The 16,860-nt window shown below is 59.7% G+C and carries 13 protein-coding genes and 1 pseudogene; 11 read left to right on the top strand and 3 right to left on the bottom strand.

Translation table 11 applies throughout. The features are described from left to right. Nucleotides 1-190: 190 nt before the first annotated feature. The 11 genes from hypB (at nucleotide 191) to ACVIW0_RS06425 (ending at nucleotide 13,015) form a co-directional block, all read left to right on the top strand. Nucleotides 191-889: a hydrogenase nickel incorporation protein HypB gene (gene hypB / locus ACVIW0_RS06375; RefSeq protein ID WP_461351558.1), complete on the top strand. Its 699-nt coding sequence runs from the start codon at nucleotides 191-193 to the stop codon at nucleotides 887-889. After that, the gene (gene hypF / locus ACVIW0_RS06380; protein ID WP_461351559.1) at nucleotides 886-3,144 is read left to right on the top strand and encodes a carbamoyltransferase HypF; all 2,259 of its coding nucleotides are present in this window, start codon (nucleotides 886-888) and stop codon (nucleotides 3,142-3,144) included. Before hypB ends, hypF begins: the two co-directional genes overlap by 4 nt. Nucleotide 3,145: 1 nt before the next feature. Beyond that, entirely contained in the window at nucleotides 3,146-3,382 is a 237-nt protein-coding gene (locus tag ACVIW0_RS06385; protein ID WP_461351560.1) for a HypC/HybG/HupF family hydrogenase formation chaperone, read from the top strand. Then, the gene (hypD, locus tag ACVIW0_RS06390) at nucleotides 3,379-4,521 is read left to right on the top strand and encodes a hydrogenase formation protein HypD (protein WP_461351561.1); all 1,143 of its coding nucleotides are present in this window, start codon (nucleotides 3,379-3,381) and stop codon (nucleotides 4,519-4,521) included. Before ACVIW0_RS06385 ends, hypD begins: the two co-directional genes overlap by 4 nt. Next, nucleotides 4,518-5,564, top strand: coding sequence for a hydrogenase expression/formation protein HypE (gene hypE, locus ACVIW0_RS06395; RefSeq protein ID WP_461351562.1), 1,047 nt, complete (start codon nucleotides 4,518-4,520; stop codon nucleotides 5,562-5,564). Before hypD ends, hypE begins: the two co-directional genes overlap by 4 nt. Nucleotides 5,565-5,984: 420 nt before the next feature. After that, nucleotides 5,985-7,097 carry an alanine dehydrogenase gene (gene ald / locus ACVIW0_RS06400; protein ID WP_461351563.1) on the top strand — a complete coding sequence of 371 codons (1,113 nt, stop codon included), beginning with the start codon at nucleotides 5,985-5,987 and terminating at the stop codon, nucleotides 7,095-7,097. Nucleotides 7,098-7,734: 637 nt separating this feature from the next. Further along, entirely contained in the window at nucleotides 7,735-7,929 is a 195-nt protein-coding gene (locus ACVIW0_RS06405) for a 4Fe-4S dicluster domain-containing protein (protein WP_128971097.1), read from the top strand. Between the two features lie 191 nt (nucleotides 7,930-8,120). Beyond that, nucleotides 8,121-9,617 (top strand): Fe-S cluster assembly protein SufB, encoded by a 1,497-nt coding sequence (sufB, locus tag ACVIW0_RS06410; RefSeq protein ID WP_461351564.1) that lies wholly within the window; start codon nucleotides 8,121-8,123, stop codon nucleotides 9,615-9,617. 59 nt (nucleotides 9,618-9,676) lie between these two features. Then, nucleotides 9,677-10,429: a Fe-S cluster assembly ATPase SufC gene (sufC, locus tag ACVIW0_RS06415; protein WP_461351565.1), complete on the top strand. Its 753-nt coding sequence runs from the start codon at nucleotides 9,677-9,679 to the stop codon at nucleotides 10,427-10,429. Nucleotides 10,430-10,448: 19 nt separating this feature from the next. Then, the gene (gene sufD, locus ACVIW0_RS06420; RefSeq protein WP_461351566.1) at nucleotides 10,449-11,771 is read left to right on the top strand and encodes a Fe-S cluster assembly protein SufD; all 1,323 of its coding nucleotides are present in this window, start codon (nucleotides 10,449-10,451) and stop codon (nucleotides 11,769-11,771) included. After that, complete coding sequence (locus tag ACVIW0_RS06425; RefSeq protein ID WP_461351567.1) at nucleotides 11,768-13,015, top strand: cysteine desulfurase; 1,248 nt, start codon at nucleotides 11,768-11,770, stop codon at nucleotides 13,013-13,015. The genes sufD and ACVIW0_RS06425 overlap by 4 nt, the downstream gene beginning before the upstream one ends. A gap of 201 nt (nucleotides 13,016-13,216) precedes the next feature. Here ACVIW0_RS06425 and ACVIW0_RS06430 read toward each other — a convergent pair. From ACVIW0_RS06430 to ACVIW0_RS06440, 3 genes and pseudogenes are all read right to left on the bottom strand, one after another. Next, nucleotides 13,217-13,365, bottom strand: a pseudogene (locus ACVIW0_RS06430) (transposase); the annotation flags it as partial. Nucleotides 13,366-13,857: 492 nt separating this feature from the next. After that, nucleotides 13,858-15,741, bottom strand: a complete 1,884-nt coding sequence (locus tag ACVIW0_RS06435; RefSeq protein WP_461351568.1) for a TRAP transporter large permease — start codon at nucleotides 15,739-15,741, stop codon at nucleotides 13,858-13,860. Between the two features lie 3 nt (nucleotides 15,742-15,744). Then, nucleotides 15,745-16,770 carry a TRAP transporter substrate-binding protein gene (locus ACVIW0_RS06440; protein WP_461357258.1) on the bottom strand — a complete coding sequence of 342 codons (1,026 nt, stop codon included), beginning with the start codon at nucleotides 16,768-16,770 and terminating at the stop codon, nucleotides 15,745-15,747. Nucleotides 16,771-16,860 lie beyond the last annotated feature (90 nt).

Here is a 16,860-nt window from a genome sequence, read left to right on the forward strand (position 1 = left end):
TCCGGAGAGCCGAGGCCGTTGCTATCCTCATGGGCAGGACGACGGTGAGGGCCATGACGCACATTTTCAAAGCGACGAGAGAGTGCAGCATTCATCCCATGCCCGCCACAGTCATGGTCACGAACATTATCAGAGTGATGGTCGGCAGGCGCTTCTGAGCTGCGGCGCGGGCCCAGCTGGATTGAAGGTCATGGGTATAACCCGGGGCGAACACATCATTCAGGTCGAGCGTGACATCCTTGGCAAGAATAATGCGATCGCGACCGACAACCGGACGCTGTTTGCGGCCGATGAGCTACTGGTATTTAATCTTATGTCGAGTCCCGGTGCGGGCAAAACCTCGCTGCTCGTCCGCGCCGTATCCGAGCTCAAGCTCCGCTATCCGATCGCAGTCATCGGGGGCGATCAGCAGACCTCAAATGATGCCGAACGCATTCGAGCGGTCGGCGTGCCAGCTATCCAAGTCAATACGGGTAAGGGATGCCATCTCGATGCTGCAATGATTGGTGAGGCTTATCGCCGCTTGCCCCGGCTCAGGCGCGGTTTTCTCTTCATCGAGAACGTCGGTAACCTGGTTTGTCCGGCGGCATTCGATCTTGGCGAGGCCTGCAAGATCGTTGTGTTGTCGATGACCGAAGGTGAAGACAAGCCGCTGAAATATCCTGATATGTTCGCGGCTTCTTCACTCATGGTGATCAACAAGATCGATCTGGCTTCACTGCTTGAGTGCGATCTGGACAAGACCATTGGATATGCAAGACGCGCGAATCCGAAGATCGAAGTAGTTACGGTTTCGGCCCGTACCGGCGAGGGTTTTGGCGCGCTCTACGCTTGGATCGATAGACAGGTGGCCCAGCAAAGGCAGGCCGCAAAGGACGCCAGGCGATGAGCGCCGCAACCATTTGCGACCGAACACGGCTGCGCGTGCGCGTGAGCGGAGCGGTGCAAGGGGTCGGCTTTCGTCCTTACGTCTATGGCCTCGCTACGCGGTACGGATTGGCGGGATTTGTCGCCAACGGCCCGGAGGGCGTCACAATCGAAGTCGAAGGCGGCCGTGCGCCGGAATTTGTTGCCATGTTGCCGCTCGAGGCGCCTCCGCTGGCACGCATCGACCACATCTGCGTTCAGGAGATAGCGACGCTCGCGTCAGAAGACTTTTCGATCGGCGCGAGCGAAGGCGGTAAATCGTCAACGTACATCACCGCCGACGCCGCGACCTGCGGGGAATGCCTCAGTGAGCTGTTCGATCCGGAGAATCGCCATTACCTTTACCCTTTCATTAGCTGCTCCCATTGTGGTCCACGATACACTATTGCCGGACGGCTCCCATACGATCGCCACAACACGGTGATGAAGGCGTTTAGGCCGTGCACCGCCTGCACGGCCGAATATGCGGATCCGGCGAGCCGCAGGTTTCATGCGGAGGCGATCGCGTGTCCAGAATGCGGCCCTCGGCTTAGCCACGGGATCAACGCCATTGTCACTGCAATCGCAGGCGGTCAAATTGTAGCCATAAAGGGTCTCGGCGGTTACCAGCTCCTCTGCGATGCCCGTAATCCGGACGCTGTGCAGCGCCTGCGCAGCAGAAAGCAGCGCCGTCAGAAGCCGTTTGCAGTTATGCTCGGTTCCAAGGAGTGCGTCAGCGAAATCGCGGAAGCGAACGCTCTCGAGCTCGCGTTGCTCGACTCCGCAGCGCGCCCCATTGTGCTTCTCATTTCGCGCAAATGTCTGTCGCCCGCCATAGCGCCAGGCTTGTCCCGCATTGGCGTCATGTTGCCTGTAGCTCCGCTGCATCATCTGATCTTTCATGCGCTTCGCTCGCCAAGAGCCTGGATTGTGGAACCAAGCCCTGCCATCGTCGTCACCAGTGCCAATCCTTGCGGCGAACCGCTCCTGATCGACAACGCGCAGGCGCTGCGTCGACTCGAGGCGATCGCCGACCTTGTCGTGACCCATGATCGGGATATTTTGACGCGTGCTGACGACTCCGTGGTCGCGGTGGTGGCTGGCCGCTCCCAATTCATCCGTCGCGCGCGTGGCTATGTTCCCGAACCGATCCGGCTTGCGCAGTCAGTGCCGCCCGTGCTCGCTGTCGGCGGCGCGCTGAAATCGACTGTCACCATCACGCGAGACAACCAAGCGTTCGTCTCCCAACATATTGGCGACCTCGATACGCCCGAAGGCATCCGCGTGTTCGAGGGGACGATCCAACACCTCACATCGATTCTTGACGTAGAGCCCGTCGTCATCGCTCACGATCTACATCCCGACATGGCATCCACCCGCTTCGCGCAAGCATCCGGCCGCGCGCTGATTGCAGTCCAGCACCACCACGCACACGCTGCCGCCGTGATCGCTGAACATGGTCATACGGGACCGGCGCTTGCTCTGGTGCTCGACGGCCATGGCTTTGGCTCGGATGGCGGTAACTGGGGTGGCGAGCTATTGTTGTGCGAAGGCGCGATGTGCCGACGCATCGGGCATCTCGCGCCGCTGCAAATGCCTGGTGGTGATCGCGCCGCCCGCGAGCCGTGGCGCATGGGGAGCGCGGTACTACACTGGCTCGGGCGGGGCAACGAAATTGCGCCGCGCTTTGCAGCGCAACGGCAAGCTGGATGTATGTCGGCCTTGCTCGATCAGTCGGGCGGGGCCACGACGACCAGCGCGGGCCGGTTATTCGACGCGGTGGCGGCGCTGCTGGGGATTGTGAGTCGGCAGAGCTATGAAGGTGAAGCCGCGATCAAGCTCGAGGCATTAGTGCGGCGGACTGCAATTCTAGAAGCCGGGTGGACGATCGATGGTGGCGTGCTGTCGCTTCGTCCGCTATTTGCGCAGTTGATTGCGAACGACATTGACGCCGCAGGCGGAGCCGGGCTGTTTCATGGCACCTTCGCCGCTGCCTGCGTTGACTGGGTCATGCACTTCGCGCGGACAACCGGCGTCAATACCGTCGTTCTGAGCGGAGGCTGCTTTCAGAACGCGGTACTGATGGATGAAATCTGGCGCGGGTGTTGCGCTGCCGGCCTGACCCCGCTGGTGCCACAGCGGGTGCCGCCTAATGATGGTGGTTTGAGCCCTGGCCAAGCCTGGATTGCCGCTTTGCAGATTGCTGGACAGTCGTCCGCCCGCGAAGGGAGAGCCTGATATGTGTCTTTCGGTTCCGGCAAAGATCGTAAAACTTCTTCCCGATCACATGGCCGTCGTGTGCATCGATGGTGTTAGCCTGGTGATATCGATTGCTCTTATCGACGAGCTCGACGTCGATGATCACGTCCTTGTCCATGTTGGGTATGCGCTGGCCAAGATCGATCCGATAGAAGCCAAGCGCACCCTGGAACTCCTGCAGGAGCTAGGCAGTACAGGGCAGGAACTCCGGCCATGAAATATGCCGACGAATTTCGCGACAAGACCCTCGCGCAGGGGCTCGCCGGTGCGATTAGCGCGGAAGTCGATCCGCAAAAAGCCTATCGGTTCATGGAATTTTGCGGTGGACACACGCATGCGATATCACGCTATGGGCTTGAGGATCTGCTGCCCGCAAATGTGCGCATGATCCACGGGCCCGGTTGTCCGGTCTGCGTTCTACCCGCCAGCCGCATCGATATGGCGCTTCGTCTCGTCGAGCGGCCGGAGGTCACCCTTTGCGTCTACGGCGACCTGATACGGGCGCCTGGCTCGCAAGGACAGTCCCTGTTACGAGCCAAGGCGCTTGGCGCAGACATCCGGATGGTCTACTCGACGCTCGACGTCATCCGGATCTCCGAACAGGCGCCGAGCCGCGAGGTCGTGTTCTTTGCCATCGGATTTGAGACCACGACACCCCCGACGGCCGTGATGATCCGGATAGCCGAAAAGAAGCGGCTGAAGAGCCTTAGCGTGTTCTGCAACCACGTGCTCACACCCTCTGCGATGCAGAGCATTCTCGAGAACCCGAAGATCCGCAATATTGGCGGGGTCGCAATCGACGGTTTCGTCGGGCCTGCACATGTGAGCACAATCATCGGGACGCAGCCTTACGAGCTCCTGGCGGAGCAATTCGGCAAGCCGATCGTGATCGCCGGATTTGAACCGCTCGACGTGATGCAGGCGATCCTGATGCTGGTGCGGCAGGTGAACGAAGACCGCTACGACGTGGAGAACCAATACAGCCGAGCAGTGAGGCGTGAAGGCAATCGGCGCGCCAAAGACGAGATCTCGCAGGTATTCGAAGCGCGTGAGCAGTTCGAATGGCGCGGGCTCGGTTTCGTACGAAATAGTGGACTGAAGCTAAAGCGGATCTACGCTGGGTTCGACGCGGAGGCGCGTTTTGCGATGCACGAACTGCGTGTCGCCGACAATCCGGCGTGCGAGTGCTGCGCCATCCTACGCGGCGCAAAGCAGCCGGTCGACTGTAAGCTGTTTGGAACCCTCTGCACGCCGGAAACTCCCATAGGATCCTGCATGGTCTCATCGGAAGGTGCTTGTGCGGCATATTGGACATATGGCCGGGTTCGCGATGCTCAAGTGAGGAGAACGTCATGAGCCTACAGGGCTATCAACGCAAGCTCGATCTCGAGAACGGACACGTTGATCTTTCCCATGGCGCCGGGGGGCGAGCCATGGCACAGCTGATCTCCAGCCTTTTTCACCGATCCTTCGGCAATGAATGGCTTGCCCGCTGCAATGATCAGTCGGCCTTTGACGTTGAGACGGGTAAAATGGTGATGACGACCGATGGTTATGTGGTTTCGCCGCTGTTCTTTCCCGGCGGCAATATCGGCTCACTCGCGGTGCACGGGACAATTAACGACGTCGCGATGTCCGGCGCGCGCCCCCTCTATCTATCGGCCAGCTTCATTATCGAGGAGGGATTCCCGCTGTCTGATCTGAAGACGATTGCGGATTCGATGGGCGCGGCAGCGCGCGGGGCGGACGTTTACATTATTGCGGGGGACACTAAGGTTGTCGAGCGCGGCAAGGCCGATGGTCTGTTTATCTCCACGACCGGGATCGGCGCTCTGGCCCATGGGTTCGATCTCTCCGCCGATAAGGCCATGGTCGGGGACCGCGTGCTGGTGTCTGGCAGTCTTGGCGACCATGGCGTGGCAATCATGTCAAAACGCCAGAACCTCGCCTTTCAAACCGAGACCGTGTCGGATTCCGCCGCGCTGCATAACCTAGTCGCGGTCATGATTGCGGCTGGCGGCGCCGGCATCCGGATGATGCGCGACCCCACGCGCGGCGGTCTTGCGGCAACCCTCAACGAGATTGCGCATCAATCGGGCCTTGGTTTCCGTCTACAGGAAGCAGCCATTCCGGTGAAGCCAGCGGTTGCGGCAACCTGCGAACTCCTTGGGCTGGATCCGATCCATGTCGCTAATGAGGGCAAGCTCGTTGCGATCGTCGCGCCCGATTTGGCCGATGCAGTGCTTGCAGCCATGAAGGCGCATCCGCTCGGATACGATGCTGCTGATATTGGCGAGACGGTAGCTGACGATCACAAATTTGTGCAGATAGCGACCAGTTTCGGCGGCGGACGGATCGTCGACTGGTTGTCAGGCGAACAGTTGCCTCGGATTTGTTGAACAATCCACGCCCAATGCGACGAGCATGAAGGCGCCAAGCGTCGGCACCGCCGTTCTGGGAACCAGATTGATGATCAATAATGATCATTTGGCCATCAGCGGTGGCAAACAGTCCAGTCTCTCTCTGGGCAAATCCTGCCTCACTGGCAAACTACAATATTCGCTCTTTAGCAAGGTCGGCAAGACTGGGGTCGTTGTTAGCTTTTCCACGAGCCGAGAGCCCGATCAAGAGACATCGCATCGCGGAGTACGACGGTTAAGCTTAGCGAGCACGGTCGCTCAACCCACTCGGCATCGGCTTGTTCGAAAACCTGCGCGGCCGCTCAAAGATCGCTGAATTCCTGCGCCATTTGGGCTGGCGCGTCGCAATATCGCTGCGCTCTTTCAATTAGAAAGGCGCACTAGGCAGGGAGTTTGCAAATGAAGGTCGGAGTTCCCAAGGAAATCAAGGCACACGAATATCGAGTGGGCCTGACCCCTGGAGCTGTCCGCGAATACGCGGCAGCAGGACACCGCGTAATGATCGAGACCAATGCCGGCGCTGGTATTGGCGCAACCGATGACGATTATCGCAGCGCCGGCGCAGCGATTCTGGATTCTGCAATTGAGGTATTCGCATCGAGCGAAATGATCGTAAAGGTCAAGGAGCCTCAGCCGTCTGAATGGAGCCAGCTGCGGGAGGGCCAGATCCTGTTCACATATCTGCATCTGGCGCCGGATCCGGAGCAGGCCAAGGGGCTTCTAAAATCGGGTTGCACCGCGATCGCCTATGAGACCGTGACTGATGGGAATGGTGGCCTTCCGCTGCTGGCTCCGATGAGCGAGGTCGCAGGTAGGCTCGCGGTCGAAGCGGCGGGTAGCGCCCTAAAACGCAGTGCAGGCGGACGAGGGCTGTTGATCGGGGGCGTGCCCGGTGTTCAGCCTGCCCGCATCGTGGTGATCGGTGGTGGCGTCGTTGGTACGCACGCGGCACGGATGGCGGTCGGTCTGGGTGCAGAGGTGAGCATCATCGACCGCTCGATACCTCGGTTGCGCGAATTGGATGAGCTGTTCGAAGGGCGCGTTCGAACCAGGTTTTCGACCATCGAAGCTGTGGAAGAAGAGGTATTTGCGGCCGATGTTGTGATTGGTGCCGTGCTCGTTCCGGGTGCGAGTGCGCCGAAGTTGATCCGCCGGAGCATGCTGAGCTCGATGCGTAAGAGGGCCGTGCTCGTGGATGTCGCTATCGATCAGGGCGGCTGTTTTGAGACTTCGCACCCAACCACTCATGCCGACCCAACCTATGAAGTGGATGGCATCATTCATTATTGCGTGGCCAATATGCCTGGCGCCGTGCCGCTGACCTCGAGCCAAGCACTAAATAACGCCACGCTGCCGTTTGGCTTGGCTCTGGCCAATAAAGGTTTTTCCGCCGTGCTGGAAAATCCGCATTTGCGTGCAGGCCTCAACGTCCATCGAGGCCGGCTGACTTACAAGGCGGTGGCCGACAGTCTCGGGCTCCCGTTCTCACCGATCGAGCAGGCCGCAGCCTGATCCCAGAGGCCCCTACGGGCGTTTCCTCCCTGACTTGGGCCACCCTCCGGGGTGGCTTTTTTTCGGCTCTGTCAATCTGTTGGGATCCGTTGAGATTTATTTGCGACGCCGATCCCTGCCGTAATCTGCGAGATTTGAACATTTACGCGCGCCGGCTCGGCCAGGGGGCTTCAATCACCGGATCGACTTTGTCGCGCCATCGCGACGATTTTTCCGGTTGCGATATGGAGAGGTTGGTTGAGCCGATCACGACGTCGCCCGATTGACATCGTGGCGCCTTCGCTGCCGCTGTCCGGGTGAGCAGAGCCATCACCAGAGGGCGATCTGCGAGCCCCACCGAGGCGGTGGCACGGCTAGAATCGATACTTCAAAAAGCGCTCCGCCGCCATGTCAGGTCGAGCCGAGCTGCGTCTTATTGGCGAACCCCTTCACATGGTCGCTGGCTATCGCGAAATCTCGACAATGCGCTAGCTACGAGATCAAGCAGCTGCGATGCCGATTGTAGGGTTTACGACACCTGGTCGCCGCGGCTGCTTGCGCTATCGAAAGTAGCCGAGACAAATCAAGCACAAGACTCCTTGGCATAAGACTTGAAAGCAAGGCGTCGTCCCGCACCTTTGCTTATGGATTCGGAGTGATGGCCTACAAAATAATCGCGTCACAATGCACGGTCTGCGGTGCGTGTGAGTACGAATGCCCTAATGCCGCGATCAGCTTGAAGAACGACATATATGTGATTAATCCGAGCCAGTGCACTCAATGTGAAGGGCATTTTGATGCGCCGCAGTGCGCCGTCGTTTGTCCGGTGCCCGATACCTGTGTGCCGGCATAGATCGAGTAGCCGACGGGTGGCCCCGGCGCAAAACATGATCGAAATCCTATCGAGGGCGGCTACCTTTTTGGTCGGTTTCCTAGTTTTTCACACCCTGGCTTCGAGTCGGCCGTGACTTGGGCAATCTGCTCGGAGGAGAGGCGGCGCAATCATCGCCGTCGGAGATCGTCCATGCGCGAATGGAGTGGGCAATGGTAGCCGTACAAGAGACGGTCGAGCGCGTCCGGCGCATCGACGTCGACCAGTATCGATATGGGTTTGAGACGCTAATCGAGTCCGACAAGGCCCCGAAGGGGCTGTCGGAAGACACCGTCCGCTTCATCTCCGCAAAGAAGAATGAGCCGGCCTGGATGCTGGAATGGCGCCTGGAGGCATATCGCCGCTGGCTGACCATGACCGAGCCGACCTGGGCGCGCGTCGAATATCCGAAGATCGACTACCAGGACATCTATTACTACGCGGCGCCGAAGCCGAAGAAGACGCTGTCCTCGATCGACGAGATCGATCCGGAAATCCTCAAGACCTACGAGAAGCTCGGCATTCCGCTGCGCGAGGTCGCGATCCTGGAGGGCGTCGAGCCGCCGCCCGGCGGCGAGCAGACGCCGAACCGCAAGATCGCGGTCGACGCCGTGTTCGATTCGGTCTCGGTTGCGACCACCTTCCAAAAGGAGCTGAAGGCCGCCGGCGTGATCTTCATGCCGATCTCCGAGGCGATCCGAGAGCATCCCGAGCTGGTGCAGAAATATCTCGGCACCGTAGTGCCGACCTCTGACAACTATTTTGCGACGCTGAACTCCGCGGTGTTCTCCGATGGCTCGTTCGTCTACGTGCCCCCGGGCGTACGCTGCCCGATGGAGCTGTCGACCTATTTCCGCATCAACGAGCGCAACACCGGCCAGTTCGAGCGCACGCTGATCATCGCCGACAAGGGCTCCTACGTCTCCTATCTCGAAGGCTGCACTGCGCCGCAGCGCGACGAGAACCAGCTGCATGCCGCCGTGGTCGAGCTCGTCGCGCTCGACGACGCCGAGATCAAGTATTCGACGGTGCAGAACTGGTATCCCGGCAATTCCGAGGGCAAGGGCGGCATCTACAATTTCGTCACCAAGCGCGGCGACTGCCGCGGCAAGAATACCAAGATCTCCTGGACCCAGGTCGAGACCGGGTCGGCGATCACCTGGAAGTATCCGAGCTGCATCCTGCGCGGCGACAATTCGAGCGGCGAGTTCTACTCGATCGCGATCTCGAACGGCTTCCAGCAGGTCGATAGCGGCACCAAGATGATCCACCTCGGCAAGAACACGTCGAGCCGGATCATCTCCAAGGGCATCGCCGCCGGCAAGTCGCAGAACACCTATCGCGGCCTGGTCAGCGCCCATCGCAAGGCGACCGGCGCGCGCAACTACACCGCCTGCGACTCGCTCCTGATCGGCGACAAATGCGGCGCGCACACCGTGCCGTATGTCGAGGCCAAGAATTCCTCGGCGACGTTCGAGCATGAGGCGACGACCTCGAAGATTTCCGAGGACGTGCTATTCTACTGCTTGCAAAGAGGCTTGAGCGAGCAACAGAGCATCGGCCTTTTCGTCAGCGGTTTCGCGAAAGATGTCCTGCAGAAACTTCCGATGGAGTTCGCAGTGGAGGCGCAGAAGCTGATCTCGATTTCTCTCGAGGGATCTGTCGGATAACCAAACGTCCCGCGAGCCCTTGAATGCGGCTCGCCGTATTTTGAGGGAACAGATCAAAAATGACGCTGCTCGAAATCCAAGACCTGCATGTTGATGTCGACAGTCGCGAAATAATCCGTGGCCTCGATCTCATGGTCAATGCGGGCGAAGTGCACGCGATCATGGGGCCGAACGGCTCCGGCAAATCGACGCTGTCGCACGTCATCGCCGGCAAGCCGGGCTATGAAGTGACCGGCGGCCAGATCCTGTTCAGGGGCGCGGACCTCCTGACGATGGAGCCAAATGAGCGCGCCGCCAAGGGCGTGTTTCTGGCGTTCCAGTACCCGGTCGAGATTCCCGGCGTCACTACCATGAACTTCCTGCGCACGGCGCTTAACGCTCAGCGCAATGCATGCGGCCGAAGGGAATTCTCCACGCCCGAATTTCTGAAAAGGGTCCGTGAGGTGGCCGAGTCACTCAACATTACCCGGGACATGCTCAAGCGCGGCGTCAATGTCGGGTTCTCGGGTGGCGAGAAGAAGCGCAACGAGGTCCTGCAGATGGCGTTGTTCGAGCCGAGTCTATGCATCCTGGACGAGATCGATTCCGGGCTGGATATCGACGCCCTGCGTATTGTCGCGAGCGGCATCAACGGCCTGCGATCGCCGGAAAGAGCGATGATCGTGATCACCCACTATCAGCGGCTCCTTCATTACATCGTGCCCGATTATGTGCACGTGATGTCGAAAGGCCGCGTCGTGAAGAGCGGCGGCAAGGAACTCGCGCTGGAACTCGAGGCCTGTGGCTACGCCCAGTTCGAAACCGCGGCCTGACGGCTCAAGGGATTTCCCCATGAAGCAAGTATTGGCTAAGGCCGATGCCGGGTGCGCAACGAGCAATTTTCTCGCAGCTGCGCTCGGACGGCTGCCTGGCGCGGGCCTTGTTCCCCATATCCGTGCGAGGGCATTCGAAGCGTATGAGCGCGCCGGCCTGCCGCATCGGCGCATGGAGGCCTGGAGATACACGGATCTGCGCGCCCTGATCGGCGAGGTATTGCCACTCGCTCCGCGACCGGATGCGGCGGCGTTGGCGCGCGCAAAGGGGGCGGCCAGACGAGTGGCTGTCGATCAGGCGGTCAAATTGGTCTTGGTGGACGGCATATTCTCGCCCGAGCTATCGGATCTCGGCGAGCTGCAAAATGAGCTTCATGTGCAGTCACTGCGAGAGCTGTTGGAGAATTCGGCCACTGGCGCAATGGCCGGTCTGGTGCTTTCGACGACGGACGATGCGGTGATCTCGCTCAATGCGGCAATGGCCTCAGATGGTCTGGTGATTTCGATTGGCGAAGGCAACACGATTGGACGCCCTATTCAAATCGTTCAGGTCGCAACGGGATCGTCGGTGTCCGCTTTTACACGCTCATATCTGCAGCTGGATAAAGGGGCGCATGCTACCGTGGTGCAAAGTTTCATCTCGGCCGAAGGCGCGAGCGGCTATCAGGCCAACGATGTCTTAATCGCCCTGGCTGGGGACGAGGCGAGCCTTTCGCATATCCGCGTCGCGGCTGACGCCGCTGATGCGGTGAACATCTCGTCGGCTATCATCGCGGTCGGCACGAAAGCTAAGCTCGATCTCTTCAGCATGACGTGCAGCGGCTCCATCAATCGCTATCAGGGATTCGTGACGCTGGGTGGCGAGGGATCCAAGCTCTCTGCGAACGGGGTTAATCTGATCAAAGATAAAATGCACGCCGACACAACAATCGTGGTCGACCACGCCGTGCCGCATTGCACCAGTCGGCAGAAATTCCGCGCGGTCGTTGATGATCGCGGCCGCTCGGTGTTTCAGGGCAGAATCGTCGTTCGTCCCGTCGCCCAGAAGACCGACGCCAGCCTGTCGACGCGAGCGCTGCTCTTAACCGACCAGGCCGAGGCGGACAATAAGCCGGAACTTGAAATCTCGGCCGACGACGTGACCTGCGGCCACGGAGCGACCTCAGGAGCGTTGGATGGCAATCTCGTATTCTATCTGCGCGCGCGGGGGCTGTCCGAGAAGGATGCGCAGATGTTGCTCATTAAAGCGTTCATTGGAGAGTCGATTGAGGAGATCTCCGCCGATAACCTGCGCGATTTTGTGACCGCGCAGGCTGAACACTGGCTGCAGGAACGGCAATGAGCGAACATCCCGCGGTCAGCAATGGTCATTACGAGGTCGACCGTTTGCGTAATGACTTTCCGGCACTGGCCATGACCGTGTACGGCAAGCCGCTTGTCTACCTCGATAACGCTGCGTCCGCGCAAAAGCCAAATGCGGTGCTTGACCGCATGACGCAGGTGTACTCCAGCGAATATGCCAACGTTCATCGTGGCTTGCACTATCTCGCCAATGCAGCGACCGAGGCGTATGAGGGGGCCCGTACCAAGGTAGCGCGGTTTGTGAACGCGCATTTGAACGAAGAGATCGTCTTTACCCGCAGCGCCACCGAGGCGATCAATCTTGTCGCACTGACTTTCGGTCGAGAGCGCATCAGCACGGGTGATGAGATCGTTCTGTCAATTTTGGAGCACCACTCCAACATTGTGCCATGGCATTTTCTTAGGGAGCGGCTCGGTGCAGTGATCAAATGGGCACCAGTAGATGATGACGGTAACTTCTTGCTCGATGAATTTGAACGACTGCTGACCTCCCGCACCAAGATGGTTGCAATCACACAGATGTCGAACGTGCTCGGCACGGTTTTGCCGGTAAAAGACCTGATCAGAGTCGCACATGCTCGTGGTATCCCAGTGTTGGTCGACGGCTCGCAGGGATGCGTCCATCTGAGCGTTGACGTTTGCGACATTGATTGCGATTTCTACGTCATGACCGGCCACAAACTCTATGGTCCGACCGGAATCGGCGTGCTTTACGGAAAATCTGAGCATCTGGCATCGATGACGCCCTTCAATGGTGGCGGCGAGATGATCCGCGAGGTCTCACGTTCCGGCGTCATTTATGGTGATCCGCCGCACCGGTTCGAAGCGGGTACGCCCCCGATCGTCGAAGCGATCGGGTTGGGCGCGGCCGTGGATTACATCAATTCAATAGGCAAGGCGCAGATCCGCAAGCACGAGAGCGCACTGCTCGCTTACACGCGGGAGAAGCTCGGTGACATCAACCGCGTGCGCATGATCGGGGCGCCGGCCGAGAAGGGGCCGATCATCTCGTTCGATGTGAAAGGTGCGCATGCGCACGATATTGCCACCGTCGTTGATCGCGCCGGTGTAGCGGTGCGGGCGGGCGCGCACTGCGCGATGCCGCTACTCAAGCGCTTCGGCTCACTGGCAACATGCCGTGCGTCCCTTGGACTTTACAACACCCGTGAAGAAATTGATGTGCTCGTGCGCGCGCTTATCAAGGCACGCCAGCTACTCGCATGATCGGCGAGCGAGTTGCGCTGAGGTGAGAGGGAGCCTGCATTGAGCTGCGAAGTTGAATGACGTCGTGCTCCTGAGCGATCATCATTATCGCAGAAGGTGAACATCTGAGGTCTCGGCAAGCAAAGTTCGATTGGCAAAGACTGTTCGGCCAAGGCACCTTGCAGCCGTTTCTTCTTTGCGTCCGCGTTCGTCGATCCGCGGGGGCCGTAGTTCTAACGGCAGGTCGCGCCATAGCGCACCAGATGCAGGACCCAAAAGATGCGATTGAGCACGACGACGGTCATTTATGCGCTGAACGTCGCGCGGCTTGTTCGGCAGCAGCGGTTTGATGGCGCCCATTCGTAATCGCTGTTCGTAGTGCATGATTTTGAGCCTCCGGTTTCGGAGCTTGAATCATGTTCCGGGCCGCGCCATCAACCGGCAACCCGAGCCGCTAACACTCTGAAATACGCCGGCTTTCGGCGGCATAGCGGACTTGGCCCTGCTTACTAGTGGCTCGATCCGGTCGTCCATGACCGAAATGGACATGACGTAAGATCGGCCTTCGAGAGGCTAGTCGCGCTGTCGTGAAAGTAATCGGAGCTTCGAGCAAGGGCGACCCGCATTCACGTCAGGCCTTTTCGAAAACTCGCATGGCGATCTGGTCGATGCGCGATCCATGATCGCTTATGGCCCTGAACGCCCTGCGTCGTTCCGCGCCTAGAGAAAGGCGGATTGTTGCCTCCACGAGGGGCAAAGAACTGTGCGAACAACCTGTCTAGCTCGCCACAAGCTCACTCTTGCGTCTGTCCGACCGCGGTGAAAGGAGAGAAGGTGCTCCGCAACTGAGACGTTTCGCAGATTTAAAGGAAACCTATGGAAATCCACGGCACAGCAGCCACTATGACCGTGCCGAGGAGTAGGGCCAGCATGTACGCCAGGATCGGACCCATGCCTTCGTCGGGATGAATCCGACTGATGGCGCACGCCGCATAGTAGCCGACGCCGAATGGCGGCGCGAAAAGTCCAATCCCCATCGCCAAAACGACGACCATGGCATACTGGACCTCATGCACCCCCACCTGGCGGGCAATGGGGAAAAGCAGCGGCCCGAAGAGCACGATGGCAGGGATGCCTTCGAGCACGCTTCCCAGGACGACGAACGCAAGGATCGTGACGATCAGAAATATCGGCGCACCACCCGGCAAGGAGGTCATGAAGTTCGCAAGTGATGCCGAGAAGCCCGATTGGGTCAAAGCCCAGGCCATCCCGGTCGCCGCACCAATGATGAAGAGGATCGCGCCGGAAAGAGCCGCGGTCTCAACCAAGATCGGATAGAGGCGACGCCAGTCGAACCGCCGATAGATAAAAAGCCCCGCCAATACGGAATAGACGATGCCTATCGTCGAGACCTCGGTGGCCGTTGCGACCCCCTCGACCACTGCAGCGCGGATCACAAATGGAAGGGCAATGGCGGGAATTGCGATCAGAAAGGAACGGCCGATTTCACGCCTGGTCGCCCGCTGAACGTGCGACAAATCCTCTCCACGGTACCGCCACCACACCACCGCGCACAGTCCGACCGCCAGCACGACCGCCGGCAATAACCCGCCGGTGAACAGGGCCGCGATCGACACGCCCGTCACCGATCCGATTGTGATCAACACCAATGATGGAGGGATCGTCTCGGTCTGAGCGCCTGTCGCCGCCAGGAGTGCGACGAGGTCACCACGCTTCGCGCCGCGTTTGGTCATTTCGGGGAAGAGCACAGGCGCTATTGCTGCCATATCGGCCGCCTTGGACCCCGAAATACCCGAGACCAGATACATCGCACCGACTAGCACATATTGCAGGCCGCCCCGAACGTGGCCGAGCAGGCTGGCCAGGAAACCGACCATGGCGCGGGCCATGCCGGTCATTTCGATCAACAAGCCCAGGAACACGAACATCGGTACCGCAAGCAGGATGAGATGGCTCATGCCTTCGTCCATGCGACCGATAACGACCACGTCGGGGGTGCTGGTCGCCGACATTATGTAGCCGATGGTGGCCAGGCCGAACGCGAAGGCGATCGGCACCGCTGCGAAAACCATGGCGCCAACGATAAACACGAAGAAGATCAGTAGATTCAGATTGCCGAGCGGTTTAAGGATTGGTGCAAGCAGCGCGAGAACTCCGATCAGCGTTCCCACCGCAGCGATTGCAGCCGCGAGATGTTTCACATTGGCGGTGGCTGCCAGCTTCAGAGCGGCAACGACCAGCATCAAGCCGATGCCGACCGGCAGGGCGGCGGCGCGCCAAGTGTTGACTATTCCCAGAGCCGGAGTTGTGACGAAGACTTCGTCGGCCGCAAACTCGTAGGCGGGGCTAACCACCAGAAGCATAAACGCCAACGAGGCAGCCGTCGCAAAAACGTCAAGGAACAACCTGGCTTCCGGGCGAAGCATGCCAACGATAGCCGTCATCCGCATATGCTCGGCCCGCTGGAAGGCAACGACCGATCCCAGCATCGCCAGCCACAGAAACAGGATGCCGGCGAGTTCGTCCGACCAGACAATCGGGGTATGGAGCACGTAGCGAGAGACGATGCCGACGGAAAGGACTATCACCTCTGCAACGACCAGCAGTGCGGCAGGAATGGCGACGACGGGCTTCAGTGCCCTGTTCAGGTTCACAACAGCCTTGCGCCATCCGGAGGCAGGCTCAGGAAGTGCAAGTGTCGCCCCGTCCATGTGCGCATGTTCCATGGCTCACCCCAACTTGCCCGCGGCTTTTTCAAGTTGAACCCAGGCCTCTGTGCCGAATTTGGATTTCCAGTCGGCATAGAAGCTCGTCTTTGCCAGCGCCTGCCGGAAGGCGGATCGGTCGACGTCGAGGAATTGCATCCCCTTGGCGGTCAAATCGGTGCGGAGGGACTCACTGAGCTTTGCGATGTCGGCTCGTTCGTCGTCGGCCGAACGATCGAGTTCGCGCGTCACGATCTCTTGCACGTCCTGCGGAAGCTTCTGGAACGCGCGCTTGTTGCCGAGGATCCAGTAATTGTCCCAGACGTGCCCCGTCAGGCTGCAGGTCTTCTGCACCTCATACAGGCGCGCCGTTGCTATGATCGGAAGGGGATTTTCCTGACCGTCCACGACCTTGGTCTGGAGCGCGGAATAGACCTCGTTGAAGTTGATCGGCGCTGGTCCGGCCCCGAGCGCAAGAAACAGCGACGTCAGATTGGGTGCGGCAGGTACCCTGAGCTTGAAGCCCTTGAGGTCATCCGGTGTCTTGATTTCACGGCCCGACGACGTGATGTGGCGGAAGCCGTTGTCCCAAGGCTTGGACACCGCCATGATGGGCGTCTTGGCGATCTGCGCACGGATGTAAGCGCCGAGTTCACCGTCCATGGCCTTCCAGACGGCATCGTAGTTGGGGAAGAGGAAGCCGAGATTCACGACGCCAGCGGCGGGTACAAGGGTAGCGAGGATCAGAGAGGAGAGGTTGAAAAACTCGACGCTACCGTTGCGGACCTGCGTCAGCAGATCCGTATCCGAGCCAAGCTGGTTGGCGGGAAAGAGATTGATTTCCAGGCGCCCGCCAGTCGCTTCTTTGATGCGATCGGCGGCCTCCTTGGCCCGAGCATTCACCGGATGCGCGGGGTCCTGCCCGGTCGCGAGCTTGTAAGTGAACTCTGCGGCGGCGGCCGGACGGCTGAGGACGGTGCACAACGGGACGGCCGCGCCGGCAAGGAGCAAATGGCGGCGGGTGATGGCAGTCAATTTTCGTTGGGGCATTGCTTCCTCCTTGTTGAGTATCTGTATGTTGATCGGCAGCGGCACGCTTCTGCAGCTCCGGCCGGTTCTCGGGCGCCGGCCGTCAGGCAG

Source organism: Bradyrhizobium sp. USDA 4454 (assembly GCF_054822705.1).